The organism is Flavobacterium saliperosum, from assembly GCF_900100625.1.
GTDB lineage: Bacteria > Bacteroidota > Bacteroidia > Flavobacteriales > Flavobacteriaceae > Flavobacterium > Flavobacterium saliperosum.
In genome coordinates, this window is sequence record NZ_FMTY01000001.1 from 261,503 (window position 1) to 275,872 (window position 14,370).

The window sequence follows — 14,370 nt, forward strand, 5'->3', positions numbered from 1 at the left end:
ATTCAAATAAAAAAAGCCCCACAAAGTGGGGCTTTTAGTATAACTCAGCAGAAATTATTTTCTTCTGATGTTTTTGATCGCTTTGATTCTTTCTTTCAATTGCGCTACTCTACCTGAAGCTAATACATCTCCTGAAGCAAAATCAGTTAACGTATAAGTTGTTCCGGATTTAGTAAGAATTGCAGCAAGAGTTTCACCTCCGTTCAACCCGTTTGGAGCTGAAACTGCGTTGTCACTAAAGTAAGTTAACGGCATTGAATGATACCAAACACCATATTTGGCAACTTCCAAGTTGATTTCAAACTGGAATCTTTCAGCAGGATCAGTACCTGAATCATACAAATCAGGGATGATATAGTAATCACCGTCAGCTAAGTCTGCATTCAACAATACCGCTTTTTCAGGAGCGTTACCAGTTGCAGCAGCAAAACCACTTACTTCGTTGAAATCTGCATCGAATACATAAAAATCGAAGTCATAATCTGTATAAGGGTGCTCATCACCATCAGCATCAAGATAATGTCCTTCTTCTAGGTTACCGTGACGGTTTGCTCTAGTTTTCGACCAATCCAATTTGATTGCGATATCATTACTTACGTAATCAGCAATGTTAATTGTGATTTCCTGATCCAAAGCGCCATTAGCATTACCCATTGAATACAATCTTAACTTCATAGTTTCGGCACCTTCAACAAACATGTCAAGTTCCGGAGTGATTGTAATCGAATGTTCCGTAGCGTAAGCCGGGAAGGAGAAACGGTGGCCGATAATACCCTGACCGTCATCTTCTACAGTCTCATCACCGCTAGTGTTATAATCTCTGAATGAAGCTGTTCCGCCGATTAACTCAGCTTTGAACTCCATACTACCACTCATTGGAGCTAATGTAGATAGGTTAATTGTAATTTCATCACCTTCTGTAACTGAAAATGTAGTTTGATCTACAGCAATCACCGGCTTTGAATATCTTTCGTTTAGTGTAGAATCATCGTCTTCACATGATACTAAAACAGAAGAAGCCAATAGTACAGAAAGTAAAAACTTATTTCTATATACTTTTTTCATAAATGTTTTTTATTAAATTATAAATTTCTTGTGTAAGTACAAGTGAAACCTCTCCAAACTGTATTATTCGTAAATCCGATTTGATACTTAGTGTAGAAGTTGTTAGGACCTGTAACCTCACCATCTAAACCATTGTTCGCCGGATCAGGACGCAATATGTTAGAGTAAACATCATTCAAATTCATTTGAGGCACTGTAATTTCACCACAGATATCAACAAATTTGTAACCGTTTGTACCTTGCAATACACCAATTTGGTAGTTACCTGATCTTTTCGATCTGAAGTTGTTAACTGAAGTCATAGTGATATCCTCATCTGTCCAAGTAACTACAGCAGGAGAATCCGATCTTGTAATTACAACAGTGTAAGAACCTGCAAGTTGAGACTGACAACCAACAAAAATAACTTTGAACGTTTTATATTGCTCACCAATTACCGTGTTATTAGTAGCTGAAGTCAATTTAATAACCAATTCTGTTTTTTGAGTCGGGTTTAAACTTCCAGTGTGCACTACAATTGGAAGCGTTGCGAAACTACCTCCGGCAGGAATAGTTACTTTTCCTGTTGCATCCGCGAAATCATACTCAACACCTTGAGTAGCCGGCACAGTTGTAGCGGCATTGTCAACCTCATAAGAAATCTCAACAGCTGAAGATAATTGCTCACCTGTTCCCGTACCGATTAAATCAATCGGGAAATTCAAGGTAACATCCCCCTCATCAGTAAAATAAGATACCGTCTCAAATTCATTTGAGAAACCTACAATTTTAGGTCCGTTATCAAGCGTGTGCTCTGATCTGATATCATCATCGGTACATGCGAAAGCAACACCTGCGATGATAAATAAAGACATTATTTTTTTCATAATTCTATTTTTTAAGTTTGTAACAATCAATTATTCAAACCAGAATGGTGCCGTGTTGTATGCATCCTGAATAGTTTGAACAGGTACGTTAGCACTGTTACTTGCATATTCAGAAATAGGGTACATCAAACGACGTGGTTTGTTACCTGTTGGTGTAACAGAGTTCAATGGCATAGGAATGTTTTCGTCAATCAAAGGATTACCGTTTTTACGAGCTCTTGTGTACTCGATAAAAATTTCAGCACCATTAATACCGTTCAAAGCAATACTTTTTTGGTAGAAAATAGCCTCTAATTGTTGCGCAGGAGTTGCACCTACAGCACCATAACCTTTTCCAACAATACCGTTAATATTTGCAATATAATCTACAGTTGGAGTTGCTCCAATTTCAAACATAGCCATAGATGCAGCGATAGCCTGATCAAACAATGCCTGAGCATTTCCTGTCAAATATCCTTTATGTACTGCTTCTGCCTGAAGTAAGAAACTTTCAGCAGCCAACATCATGTATCCGTCTTGTGCATTATCTTTAACCAAACCTGGACCTAAAGAAGAAATAGCAGCCGGAGCCGTACCTCCACCATTCAATGCAGACTGGTCTCCTTGAATTACACCAGTAATATCAGCTCCTGAAACTGGTTTGAATATTTTTGATCTTCTAGGATCAGAAGTTGAATTCAACTGTCCTGCAATGTAAGCAGAAGCTCTTCTGAAACGGAAAGTGTTTCTTTCAACGAAATTACCGTTTGCATCTTTAGCCAATTCAACCATCAAGTTCATCCATGGATTTTGTCTAGTATCACTACCACTTGAATAACCAGGGTTGATAGTCACATCCTGATCTACAAAACTAGCAGAAGCCAATTCAGCGAATTCACCAGCCAAGTAAGTTGTAGTTTCAGCATCTGTCAATTCAGACTGTCTCAAAAGAATTCTCAATTTTAAAGTGTTGGCGAACTTTTTCCAAGCCATCATATCACCACCTAAAATAACATCTTCAGCACCAACAACATTTGTTCCTGCAGGAGCATTATCAATCATATCGATTGCGGATTCCAACTGCACCACTAAATCTCTGTAGATTGCCTTATCGTCATCGTATTTTGGAGTCACAATATTAACACCTTGATGCGCTTCAGAGTAAGGAATATCCCCGTAAAGATCCACTAAATACTGAAAATAAAAAGTCTTACAGATTTTTGCGATTGCTTTATGATTGTCGTAACCTGAAGCAGGGTGGTTGATAATTTTAGTAAATGTACCAGTACTTCTGTACACACCATCCCAAATATCATCATAGAAATTATTACTCAATGTGATACCGAATTCTTCAGCATACCCTCCCGTAAAAGAGTTTACGTTTGCACCCCAGTTGTTCATGAATACGTTACCATACTCATTCATACGTCTGGTTAAGTTTCTGTATGAATCGGACTGTGCAGCAGCTAACGACAGGTTTGGCGTTACTGAAGCAGACGTAGGATCATTAGGTGATTGGTTCACATCTAAGTAATCACTACATGAAAATAGCATGAATCCAGCTATTAACGGTAATATAAATTTAATTCTTTTCATTTTTCTCTAATTAAAAAGTTAGATTAACATTGAATCCGAAAGTTCTTGTTGCAGGATATTGTCCTGTAACTGCCAAACCTTGGTCATTTCCTGTTGATCTTGATTGCTCAGGATCATGATACCCTCTGTTTTCTTTTGGCAATACAATGAAAGGATTTCTAGCATTTACACCAAAACGCAACGAAGACAAACCAGCTTTTTCAATCATTTTAGATGGTAAAGAGTAGCTTAAAGACAACTCTCTCACTTTGAACGCTGTTGCATCTAATACCATGTTTTCAGAAACTGCACGGTATTCATTAGAGAAGTAGTTCAAGTATGAAGTGTAAGTATTACCGCCAGTAACTACAGTATTGTTAGCCTCATAGTTTCCGTCACCGTCAAGATCTGTAGCGGAGTTAGGGAAAATAAATCCTGTACGTCCGTTCTCAGCAGATTCCACTAAGTGACCTGACCATGATAACCAGTCTTTAGTACCAGCCCAGAATTGGTGACCAGTTCTGTAATCCATTACCGCAGCTAAACGAATTCCTTTGTATTCAAATGAGGTATTGTAGTTGATGATATAATCCGGCGTAGCTTTTCCAAGAATTTTATACTCAGAAGATCTCATTGGATTACCAGTACTAGGATCGATAATTACTCTACCTTGATCGTCTCTTTCGTAAGCGATACCTTTGATTAAAGGAAACTCTTCTCCTTCATCTGCAAAGATTCCGATTCCATTACCGGAGAAGTTAACCAATTGGATTGATTTTGCATCCGGAGCCGCTTTATCAACAATTGATTTAGAGTGAGAATAAGCAATTCTGTTTTCCCAAGCAAACTTATCGTTTCTGATAGGCGCAAAACCTAATTCAACCTCATAACCTGTAGTAGTCATCTCTCCAACATTAGTCAAAACAGTTGTAAGAGCAGAAGCAGAAGAAACCGATCTTCTTGTAATCAAATCATCCGTTTTAGTACTAAAGTAAGACCCTTCTAAAGTAATTCTGTCTTTGAAGAAACCGAAAGCAGCACCCACCTCAAAAGTAGACATAAACTCAGGTTTGATGTTAATATCTGTAGGAATCTGAGTAGGCACAAAAGAGTTCAAACCACCAAAAGGATATCCTATACCAGGGCCATAAGTATCATTTGTACCATAAATTCCAACTGCAGATGAGTTACCAACTACGATATAGTTACCATAGAATTTAGCATAGTTCACCACTTTATTATCTTTTAAACCATCAATTTTTGTTGGTGTAAAGGAAATACCCGCAGACGGATAGAAGTAGTTGTCTTTAGAAGTTTGTGACATGGTTGAATTCCAGTCATTTCTACCGGTAAGGTTTAACGATAAGAATTCTTTGTACCCTAAATCCACGTTAGCGAAAAACGCAAATTTTCTTTGTCTGTTAAATCCATTACCTCTACGAACTTCACCAGTAACGTTAGAAATATTATACAAACCAGGAATCGTTAAATTATCTCCTCCAACACTTGTGAATTGAGTATAACGATCCTGTAAGTTATTTCCAAGATTCGCTTTGAAACTGATGTTATCTGTTAACATGTAATCGAAATTCACCATGAAATCTCCGTAGAAGTTTCTTTGGTTTTGATTAAAAGTATCAAAAGCAGAAACCACAGTATGATTACCACCACCTACTTGCAAGTTATCAATGTATCCGTTAGTATGAGACATTTGGTTATTTTGTCTGATTTGAATACTTGCAACATAATTGAAGTTGATATTCTTATTCAACTCATAATTTAACGTAGCGATACCACTGAAATAATCAGATCTGTTCGTGTTACGGATATTATCTCTCATCCAGTAAGGATTGTTGTAATAAGAAGTCCAGTGTCCTTCATTACCTGAATTCTCAAAACGCTCCACAGGAATGTTGGTAGCCGTTTGCAATAATTCGGTAAATAAGTTTGAAGACGTAGTTTCTGTTTTTTCAGAAACATATACCGTATTTCCTTCCACAGACCATTTTCCGAATTTCTTTCCTCCTTTGAAGTTGAAAGTACTTCTGTTCAATTCGTCACCTTTAACAACGAATTCCGTTTTTTGATTGTTCACAGATAATAAAGCATAACCATCTTCCATAGAACCACCACTAATTGACACACCATTTTGATACACAGTACCATCATTAAAGAACTTTTTGATATTGTCTTTAATAGAACTGTAAGGCGCCATAATATAAGATCCGTCAGCCTGAGCCAAACCTACCGGTCTAACTACACCGTCAAACTCAGCTCCCCAACCACCATTCTCGTAAGAAATATGTTGACCGTTCCAACCCTGACCGTAACGTCTTTGTCTTTCTGCGATAAATGAAACGCTTTCAAAGTCAACTGATGAATTAATACTCACGTTCAACTTCCCGCTTTTAGCACCTTTTTTAGTAGTAACGATGATAACACCATTCACACCATCCTCACCATACAAAGCAGCTCCTTGTGCCCCTTTTAAGATATTTGTTGACTCAACAATATCCGGAGACAATGATTGCAAAATTGCAGCTGAAGAGATCACATTATCAATAACAACCAAAGCCTGGTTATTACTCGTAATGGAACGATTACCACGTAACACGATACGGGTAGAAGCATTAACACCATTGTTTGTAGTATTAATTTGCAAACCTGCAACTTTACCTGCTAATGACTGAACAACGTTAGGGTTAGCCGCTTGTGTTAACTCTTTCGATTTAACCAACTGAGTCGAAGACGTGATTTCATCCTGTCTTTTCTTGATACCCATCGCTGTTACAACAACATTCTCTAACGTAGTAGATTCAGCTGCCATAGCAACATTAATTTTGTTTGCGGCCCCAACGGTCGCAGATGAATCTTTCATACCAATGAAAGAAAACACTAAAACCTCACCAGTTTTAGCTTTGATGGAATAATTACCATCCATGTCGGTTTGTGTACCACGTGTTGTACCTTTAACCACAACACTCACACCAGGTAACGGTAAACCTCCTTCGGTTACTGTACCAGTAACAGTCTTCTCTTGTGCGAACGAAAACTGCATTGAAAACGCTAGTAAAAGCGTAAAAATCCATTTAAACTTCGATCTCATATTAAATTTATTTGAGTTAGTTATTTCGCAAACTTCTTAATAATTTCTTAAATAACCAAATAATACTACAGAATTATACTATTTAACATGTGTTAAATATTTTATCAAATAAAAATGAAATACACATAAAACTCACACTTAGACGACAAACATCTTAATAATCAATGCTCATTTTTGTATTTTTGCAAAAACCAAACAATGCTTTTCAGAAATTTTTCAGATTTTTTATTAGAAGCCGGAACCGATGAAGCTGGCCGCGGATGCCTTGCAGGGCCCGTTACGGCTGCTGCCGTCATATTGCCGGAATCCTTTTTTTCAGCATCCCTGAACGACTCCAAACAACTGTCCGAAAAAACAAGAGAAAAACTAAAACCCATTATAGAAAAAGAAGCGACTGCATTTCACGTCATCCATCTCGAGCCTGAAATAATTGACGACATTAACATTTTGAACGCTTCCATAAAAGCCATGCAGGAATGCATTATCAATTTAAATCCGATTCCCGAATACATTATTGTTGACGGCAACCGATTCAAACCTGTTCACAACATACCGCACAGTTGCATCGTTAAAGGCGACAGTAAATATTTGAGTATAGCTGCCGCATCGGTTTTAGCCAAAACATATCGGGACGAATACATGAACCGGATTCATGAAGAATACCCCATGTATAATTGGAAGAAAAACAAAGGCTATCCCACTCTCGAACATCGGGAAGCGATTCGGAAATACGGTGTGACCAAATACCATCGCATGTCGTTTCGGTTGCTGCCCGAACAACTGAAACTGGAATTATAAGAAAGTCTGATTACAGATTACAGATTATAGAAAGCAGATTGTAAAAAGCAGAGAGTGGATTGCCGTTTCAAAACAAACAGCCACAGCAAACCTCAGTACACCAATTCACAATTCACAGAACACAGATTACCGATCACTACACCATCTCCGCTTCAAACAAATCGGCGAAATGTTTTACTATTTTTTGTTTTACTTCTTGTTCATCCACTTCCCTCCCTAATTCGACATGCATTGAAGTGACTGCCTTGCCTTTTATCCCACAGGGAATAATGTTGTCAAAATACCCCAAATCGGCATTGACGTTTAATGCGAAGCCATGCATGGTCACCCAACGGGAAGCACGAACGCCCATCGCACAAATTTTTCTGGCAAACGGCGTTCCCACCCCTAACCAGACTCCGGTTTCTCCCTGACTTCTTTCCGAAGACAATCCGTATTCCGCTAAAGTGAGAATGATTGCCTCTTCCAGCAATCGCAAATATTTGTGAATATCGGTAAAAAAGTTTTCCAGATCCAAAATCGGATAACCTACAATTTGCCCCGGGCCGTGATAGGTAATATCGCCCCCTCTATTTATTTTATAAAACGTCGCGCCTTTTTCAGCCAATTGTTTTTCGCTTAAAAGTAAATTTGACAAATCGCCGCTCTTTCCCAGAGTATAAACGTGCGGATGTTCAACATATAAAAAATGATTCGGAGTTTCCAGCGTTAATTCTTCCCGCCTGTTTTTTATCTTGATGTCTAAAATTTCCTGAAACAAGACTTCCTGAAAATCCCACGTATCTTTATAATCTTTAAATCCTAAATCCTGAAGTTGTACTTTCTTGTTCATATAATTGAGGTCTGTGCGAAACGAATCACACATCATTGTTTTTTTCCGATAGCAAATATACAAATCCTTTCCCGTTTAACCCTGATGGGAGCGGCATCCTTTTCAGGTTGTAAAACAATCTGAAAAGATATAGCGGACAGCAGGAACATGGATTCCTGAAAAAACCAAGCCTTTCCGCTCCTAATTAATAAAGATCAGATGACAGATTGCAGATTGCAAAAAACAAATCTTCGACTTCAAATTAAAAACTTTGTCACTTTGTTCCTTTAAAACTCAGCCGCTTTGAAACTTTGCAACTTTGAAACTTAAACAGTATCTTTGCAGGCTTAAAATAAATACAGCATTATGCAACTTTCAGAACAAGAAATCATCAGAAGAGAGAAATTGGGCAAGTTGAGAGCACTTGGCATCAATCCGTATCCGGCAAATTTGTTTCCCGTGAACCACACGTCGAAGCAGATAAAGGACGCTTTTGAAGAGGGTAAGAAAGTTGTGGTGGCCGGACGTTTAATGAGTGTTCGCGATCAGGGGAAAGCTTCGTTTGCGGAACTTCAGGACAGCGAAGGCCGCATTCAGGCGTATTTTAACCGTGATGTGATTTGCGAAGGCGAAGACAAAACGTTGTACAATACCGTTTTCAAAAAACTGACCGATTTGGGTGACTTTATCGGAATTGAAGGCGAATTGTTTACCACGCAGGTAGGTGCAAAATGTATTCGTGTTTCGAATTTCACGTTCCTAAGCAAAACATTGCGTCCGTTACCGCTGCCCAAAACAGATGACGAAGGCCATGTGTTTGACGCTTTTACCGATCCGGAATTGCGTTACCGTATGCGTTATGTGGATTTAGTGGTAAACCCGCAGGTGAAAGAGGTCTTCATGAAAAGAACCAAATTGTTTACCGCAATGCGTACGTTTTTTAACGACGCGGGCTATATGGAAGTGGAAACTCCGGTATTGCAATCGATTCCCGGTGGAGCGGCGGCACGTCCGTTTATCACGCATCACAATTCGTTGGACATTCCATTGTACATGCGAATTGCGAATGAATTGTATTTGAAAAGATTAATCGTTGGTGGATTTGACGGCGTGTATGAGTTTTCGAAAAACTTCCGTAACGAAGGAATGGACCGTACACACAATCCGGAATTTACCGCGATGGAAATATATGTAGCCTACAAAGACTACAACTGGATGATGAACATGACCGAAAACCTTCTGGAATACTGCGCACTTCAGGTGAACGGTACAACAGAAACTACTTTTGGCGAACATAAAGTGAATTTCAAAGCGCCGTATGCACGCGTTACGATGACCGATGCGATTAAACAATTTACCGGTTTTGACATTACCGGTAAAACGGAAGCCGAATTGTTCGAAGCGGCCAAAGGCATGGGTATCGAAGTGAACGAAACCATGGGGAAAGGGAAACTGATTGACGAGATTTTCGGAGAAAAATGCGAAGGGAATTTCATCCAGCCAACCTTCATTACCGATTATCCGAAAGAAATGTCTCCTTTGTGCAAATCGCACCGTGACAATCCGGAATTGACCGAGCGTTTTGAGTTGATGGTGTGTGGAAAAGAAATTGCGAATGCCTATTCGGAACTGAACGACCCGATTGACCAAAGAGAGCGTTTTGAAGCACAAATGCTACTGGCCGAAAAAGGGGATGATGAGGCGAACGGTATTATTGACGAAGATTTCCTAAGAGCCCTGGAATACGGTATGCCACCAACATCGGGATTGGGAATCGGAATGGACCGTTTGATCATGTTCCTTACCAACAACCCTTCAATTCAGGAAGTATTGTTCTTCCCGCAAATGCGTCCGGAGAAAAAAGCAATTCAGATTGAGTTGGAAGCGGAAGAAAAACTGATTGTGGAATTGCTTCAAAATCACGAAAACACTATGGAGCTTTCGGAACTGAAAATCAGAGCGGCCCTTAGCGGAAAAAAATGGGATAAAGCCATGAAAACCCTGGCACAACACGGATTGACATCGGTGAGTGTTAACGGAGAAAGCAAAGTGGTTGTCTTAAAAGACTAAAGATAAAATCATTTTTGAGACAAAAGGAATCCAATTGGGTTCCTTTTTTTATTTCCGGTTAAACCTTTTCCTTTTCCGCATGTCCTATAGAGGTAACACAAAAATCAGAAAACATGAAAAAAGTATTGATGGCAATTGTAATGATGGCTTCATTAGCCACTTTTGCGCAGGACCGTAAAATGAAAAGAGACAATTTCACTCCGGAACAACGAGTAGAACTACAGGTTAAAAAAATGACGTTGGACTTGGATTTAAATGACAAGCAGCAAAAGGACCTTAAAAAACTGTTGACGGAGCAAAGTAAAAAACGTGAAGAAACAAAAGCGAAGCACGATGCGGTAAAAGCAGCGGATAAAAAACCGACGAACGACGAACGTTTTGCCATGAGAAACAAAATGATGGATGAAAAAATCGCCTTTAAAGCGGAGATGAAAAAAATCCTGAATGAAAAACAAATGGAGAAATGGGAAGAGCGCAAAGAAGACCAAAAAGAACAAATGCGACACCAAAGAAAATTAACACGTCACAATTCGGAAAAATAATGTTATTTTTTTAATGAAATTTTGGATTTCATACATTTTTATTTAGATTTGGCACAGTATAATCTATAACTACTAAAAATATTATGAAAAAAATAATTGCGCTATTCGTTTTCTTTTTTGCTTTTTCAATAAATGCGGCTGCTCAGGATAACAAGGCAGAAATCGACAGAAACGCCAAGAAAGACCTTGAGGCTCTAATTGGAATTGTAAAACTTGACAGCGACATGGAAAAATCCATCTACAAACTTTTGGTAAAAAAACACGAAGGAATGCTGTCGCCAAACGCAACAGATGCTTCCAAAAGAGACATCAGCTCAGTTATCGAAGCAAAATTAAGAGCAACGCTTACCGCAGAGCAAACAACACTATTGGAAAAAAACAGAACCGTATTGACACAATTGGTTTCTGCAGCACCGGTAATTTCCGAAAAAAAATAATACCTTTTTGATACAATAAAAAAACGCCCTGTTAAACAGGGCGTTTTTTTTATTTATAATTCTTTGGTTACCTTATCAATTGCATTAATGGTAAAATCTAAATCATCATATGTTAATGCGTCTGTAATAAACCAGGTCTCGTAGGCAGATGGGGCAATATAAACCCCTTCGCGAAGCAATCCATGGAAGAATCTCTTGAAATTTTCGTTATCCCCCTTACCGGCCGACTGAAAATCAGTTACCGGATTGGAATCAAAATGCACTGAAATCATCGATCCGACACGGTTAACAGTAAACGCAATGTTGTTGGCAAGAAGTTTTTCGCGTATCCCTTTTTCCAGATAGGCAGTTTTCTCATCCAAACGCTGAAACAATTGTGCATCATTATTAATTTCCTGCAACATCGCCAATCCGGCCGCCATCGCCAACGGGTTTCCGGATAAAGTACCCGCCTGATAAACCGGACCAACCGGCGCAAGATAATTCATGATTTCATTTCGGGCAGCAAAAGCACCAACGGGTAAACCGCCACCAATGACTTTTCCAAAACAAATAATATCGGCTTTTATATTGTACAATTCCTGCGCCCCACCTTTAGCGAGACGAAACCCCGTCATTACTTCGTCAAAGATAAGCAAGGTGTTGTTTTCGTCGCAAAGCTGTCTTAAACCTTCTAAAAATCCTTTCTGAGGCGGAATACACCCCATATTACCAGCAACAGGTTCAATGATTATGGCTGATATTTCATTTTTATTGGCTTCAAACAATGCTTTCACATTATCCAAATCATTGTAACGCGCCAAAAGTGTGTCTTTTGCAGTACCGGATGTAACTCCTGGACTATTAGGAACCCCAAACGTACTTAACCCGCTTCCTGCCGCTATTAGAAACGAGTCGGAATGGCCGTGATAACATCCCGAAAATTTAATGATCTTGTCCCGGTTCGTAAAGCCACGCGCAAGACGTATGGCGCTCATGCAAGCCTCCGTGCCCGAATTCACAAATCGGATTTTATCGATATTCGGAACCATGGCAACCGCCAGAGCTGCAATTTCGGTTTCCAAAGCTGTTGGCATTCCGAAAGAAGTACCTTTCTTAGCTTTTTCAATTACGGCAGACACAACAGGTTCGTAGGCGTGCCCTAAAAGCATCGGACCCCAGGAATTAATGTAATCAATCAGACGGTTTCCGTCCTCGTCATACAGATAGGCGCCTTTGGCTTCTTTGACAAATATTGGCGTCCCTCCCACTGCTTTAAATGCTCTCACAGGTGAATTCACACCACCCGGTATTACTTTTGCAGCTTCCACGAAAAGTTCACTGCTTCTTTGATATAACATTATGATTTTATTTTTATTATTTGACCTACGGAAATGGCATTATCGGGAAGGTTATTGATTTGCATCAGTTCCGCAACCGAAAGATTAAACTTTTTGGAAATGGAATATAACGTATCCCCTTGGGAAACACGATACGATTTTGCATCCAAAGGAATGTCAGAAACTTTCGCAATGGGCTTATAATTCCCTTCCAGCACTTCAGCATCGTATTTATACAATTCGTAGCGCTCAATTAAACCGATCAATTTGTCCGGATACTTTACATCAGTAGCATAACCGGCAGACCGTAACCCTTTGGCCCAAGAAATGTAATCGCCTTTATCCAGTTTAAATAGCGCAGCATAGCGACTGCGTGAAGTCAAAAACAAGGAATGATCGCGATAGGATTCCGAAGGCAGTTCGTATTTACGAAAACATTCCTGTTCGGCATCATCATCATGGCGTACGCTATCTCCATTCCAACCGGTGTGGCATTTGATTCCGAAATGGTTGTTGGCTTTTTGCGCCAAGACTCCGGTACCCGCACCTGATTCCAGGATCCCTTGCGCCAACGTTATACTGGACGGAATGCCATGCTTCCGCATGTTCTCTTTTGCCGTTTCTTTATACTGCGAAATATAATTATTTACCACTTCCGTGGTTACCGCTATTTTAGAGGTAGCTTCAAGCACTTCCGATTTTGTCTGGGTTGGCTTTTCGGGGGTATGCTGCTTGACCGCTGCCATTGGCCTTTTTTTAACCACAGCAGCTTTAGGCTTATTGGATTTCACAGACGCTGTTCTGACTTTAGAACTCGAACCGCAGCTGTAAATAAACAGCGCTAACAGAAAAATAATAATTCTCTTCAACATCATATATAATTTAACAATGGTAACCGTTTCTTTTTCAAAAGAAGATTCATCCCCTGAACTCCCTGCAGACCTCCGGTATGGATGGCCAAAATCCTGGAACCTGGAGGTAAATTCCCCTTTTGTATCAGATCATGAATTCCAAACATCATTTTTCCCGTATATACCGGATCCAGAGGGATATTGGTTGTCTCATAAAACTCATTTAAAAAACGGATCAGCTCCTCATTTATTTTACCATACCCTCCAAAATGATAATCAGAAATCAATTCCCAATTGGTATTTTTTACAAAACTACGAATATCATCGGACAAAAACGAACCCTTTAACGCAGGAAATCCAAGCACTTTCTGATTCCCGCTTGCCGAATTAATTATCCCCGACAAGGTTCCGCCTGTACCTACGGCACAACAAACGTGCGTAAAATCGACATCGTCATTTGTTAAAATTTCAGCACATCCTTTTATAGCCAATGCATTCGTTCCTCCTTCGGGTAAAAAATAAAAATCATGATACTCCTCCCGCAAACACTTTAGAAATTCCAAAGAATCTTTTTTTCTGAATTGCTCTCTTGATACAAAAACAAACTTCATGCCGTTTTTCTGGGCAGACAGCAAAGTCGGGTTATCGGAAATTCTGTCAGACAACTCCTCGCCCCTTATAACGCCAACCGTTTCAAAACCATATTTTTTTCCTGCGGCCGCAACCGCAGCAATATGATTGGAAAAAGCGCCGCCGAAAGTCAGCAGTTTGGAATACCCTTCCGATTGCGCTTCAACAAGATTGTATTTCAGCTTGCGGAATTTGTTCCCGGAAATTTCCGGATGAAGCAAATCTTCCCGTTTTATAAAAAGGGAAATATTTTGGGAATTGGCTAATTTGATTTCCTGATTAAACGAATCCATGCATCAAAGATAAAAATATAACAACAAA

Annotated in this window: 12 protein-coding genes; 4 read left to right on the plus strand and 8 right to left on the minus strand. The window is 39.4% G+C overall.

Annotated elements, in window-relative coordinates; genetic code table 11:
• Nucleotides 1–54: 54 nt before the first annotated feature.
• From BLQ05_RS01300 to BLQ05_RS01315, 4 genes are read right to left on the minus strand one after another with little or no spacing between them, the layout of a single operon-like run.
• On the minus strand, nucleotides 55–1,065 hold the full coding sequence (locus tag BLQ05_RS01300) for a hypothetical protein (protein ID WP_023575332.1): 1,011 nt from the start codon (nucleotides 1,063–1,065) through the stop codon (nucleotides 55–57).
• Between the two features lie 17 nt (nucleotides 1,066–1,082).
• Nucleotides 1,083–1,931 (minus strand): hypothetical protein, encoded by an 849-nt coding sequence (locus BLQ05_RS01305; protein WP_023575333.1) that lies wholly within the window; start codon nucleotides 1,929–1,931, stop codon nucleotides 1,083–1,085.
• Nucleotides 1,932–1,961: 30 nt separating this feature from the next.
• A complete protein-coding gene (locus BLQ05_RS01310) occupies nucleotides 1,962–3,506 on the minus strand; it encodes a SusD/RagB family nutrient-binding outer membrane lipoprotein (protein ID WP_035653843.1) in 1,545 nt (514 codons plus the stop codon).
• Between the two features lie 10 nt (nucleotides 3,507–3,516).
• Nucleotides 3,517–6,591 (minus strand): SusC/RagA family TonB-linked outer membrane protein, encoded by a 3,075-nt coding sequence (locus BLQ05_RS01315; protein WP_023575335.1) that lies wholly within the window; start codon nucleotides 6,589–6,591, stop codon nucleotides 3,517–3,519.
• A gap of 198 nt (nucleotides 6,592–6,789) precedes the next feature.
• Between BLQ05_RS01315 and BLQ05_RS01320 the strand changes: the two genes are divergently transcribed.
• Nucleotides 6,790–7,389, plus strand: a complete 600-nt coding sequence (locus tag BLQ05_RS01320; protein ID WP_023575336.1) for a ribonuclease HII — start codon at nucleotides 6,790–6,792, stop codon at nucleotides 7,387–7,389.
• 136 nt (nucleotides 7,390–7,525) lie between these two features.
• Here the strand turns inward: BLQ05_RS01320 and lipB are convergent, their stop codons facing one another.
• Nucleotides 7,526–8,221, minus strand: a complete 696-nt coding sequence (gene lipB, locus BLQ05_RS01325) for a lipoyl(octanoyl) transferase LipB (RefSeq protein ID WP_023575337.1) — start codon at nucleotides 8,219–8,221, stop codon at nucleotides 7,526–7,528.
• 345 nt (nucleotides 8,222–8,566) lie between these two features.
• Here lipB and lysS point away from each other — a divergent pair, with 345 nt between their 5' ends.
• From lysS to BLQ05_RS01340, 3 genes are all read left to right on the plus strand, one after another.
• On the plus strand, nucleotides 8,567–10,270 hold the full coding sequence (gene lysS, locus BLQ05_RS01330; protein WP_023575338.1) for a lysine--tRNA ligase: 1,704 nt from the start codon (nucleotides 8,567–8,569) through the stop codon (nucleotides 10,268–10,270).
• 113 nt (nucleotides 10,271–10,383) lie between these two features.
• On the plus strand, nucleotides 10,384–10,812 hold the full coding sequence (locus tag BLQ05_RS01335; RefSeq protein WP_023575339.1) for a hypothetical protein: 429 nt from the start codon (nucleotides 10,384–10,386) through the stop codon (nucleotides 10,810–10,812).
• Nucleotides 10,813–10,895: 83 nt separating this feature from the next.
• Nucleotides 10,896–11,249: a hypothetical protein gene (locus tag BLQ05_RS01340; protein ID WP_023575340.1), complete on the plus strand. Its 354-nt coding sequence runs from the start codon at nucleotides 10,896–10,898 to the stop codon at nucleotides 11,247–11,249.
• Nucleotides 11,250–11,302: 53 nt separating this feature from the next.
• Here the strand turns inward: BLQ05_RS01340 and hemL are convergent, their stop codons facing one another.
• From hemL to BLQ05_RS01355, 3 genes are read right to left on the minus strand one after another with little or no spacing between them, the layout of a single operon-like run.
• A complete protein-coding gene (gene hemL, locus BLQ05_RS01345; RefSeq protein WP_035653844.1) occupies nucleotides 11,303–12,589 on the minus strand; it encodes a glutamate-1-semialdehyde 2,1-aminomutase in 1,287 nt (428 codons plus the stop codon).
• Nucleotides 12,589–13,440, minus strand: coding sequence for a glucosaminidase domain-containing protein (locus BLQ05_RS01350; RefSeq protein WP_035654035.1), 852 nt, complete (start codon nucleotides 13,438–13,440; stop codon nucleotides 12,589–12,591). The genes hemL and BLQ05_RS01350 overlap by 1 nt, the downstream gene beginning before the upstream one ends.
• Nucleotides 13,440–14,342, minus strand: coding sequence for a 1-aminocyclopropane-1-carboxylate deaminase/D-cysteine desulfhydrase (locus BLQ05_RS01355; RefSeq protein ID WP_023575343.1), 903 nt, complete (start codon nucleotides 14,340–14,342; stop codon nucleotides 13,440–13,442). The genes BLQ05_RS01350 and BLQ05_RS01355 overlap by 1 nt, the downstream gene beginning before the upstream one ends.
• Nucleotides 14,343–14,370: the final 28 nt, after the last annotated feature.

Excerpts from the sequence above, each read along its gene's own strand:
- BLQ05_RS01300 (WP_023575332.1), bottom strand. The coding sequence starts at position 1,065 with ATGAAAAAAGTATATAGAAATAAGTTTTTACTTTCTGTACTATTGGCT.
- BLQ05_RS01305 (WP_023575333.1), bottom strand. The coding sequence starts at position 1,931 with ATGAAAAAAATAATGTCTTTATTTATCATCGCAGGTGTTGCTTTCGCA.
- BLQ05_RS01310 (WP_035653843.1), bottom strand. The coding sequence starts at position 3,506 with ATGAAAAGAATTAAATTTATATTACCGTTAATAGCTGGATTCATGCTA.
- BLQ05_RS01315 (WP_023575335.1), bottom strand. The coding sequence starts at position 6,591 with ATGAGATCGAAGTTTAAATGGATTTTTACGCTTTTACTAGCGTTTTCA.
- BLQ05_RS01320 (WP_023575336.1), top strand. The coding sequence starts at position 6,790 with ATGCTTTTCAGAAATTTTTCAGATTTTTTATTAGAAGCCGGAACCGAT.
- lipB (WP_023575337.1), bottom strand. The coding sequence starts at position 8,221 with ATGAACAAGAAAGTACAACTTCAGGATTTAGGATTTAAAGATTATAAA.
- lysS (WP_023575338.1), top strand. The coding sequence starts at position 8,567 with ATGCAACTTTCAGAACAAGAAATCATCAGAAGAGAGAAATTGGGCAAG.
- BLQ05_RS01335 (WP_023575339.1), top strand. The coding sequence starts at position 10,384 with ATGAAAAAAGTATTGATGGCAATTGTAATGATGGCTTCATTAGCCACT.
- BLQ05_RS01340 (WP_023575340.1), top strand. The coding sequence starts at position 10,896 with ATGAAAAAAATAATTGCGCTATTCGTTTTCTTTTTTGCTTTTTCAATA.
- hemL (WP_035653844.1), bottom strand. The coding sequence starts at position 12,589 with ATGTTATATCAAAGAAGCAGTGAACTTTTCGTGGAAGCTGCAAAAGTA.
- BLQ05_RS01350 (WP_035654035.1), bottom strand. The coding sequence starts at position 13,440 with ATGTTGAAGAGAATTATTATTTTTCTGTTAGCGCTGTTTATTTACAGC.
- BLQ05_RS01355 (WP_023575343.1), bottom strand. The coding sequence starts at position 14,342 with ATGGATTCGTTTAATCAGGAAATCAAATTAGCCAATTCCCAAAATATT.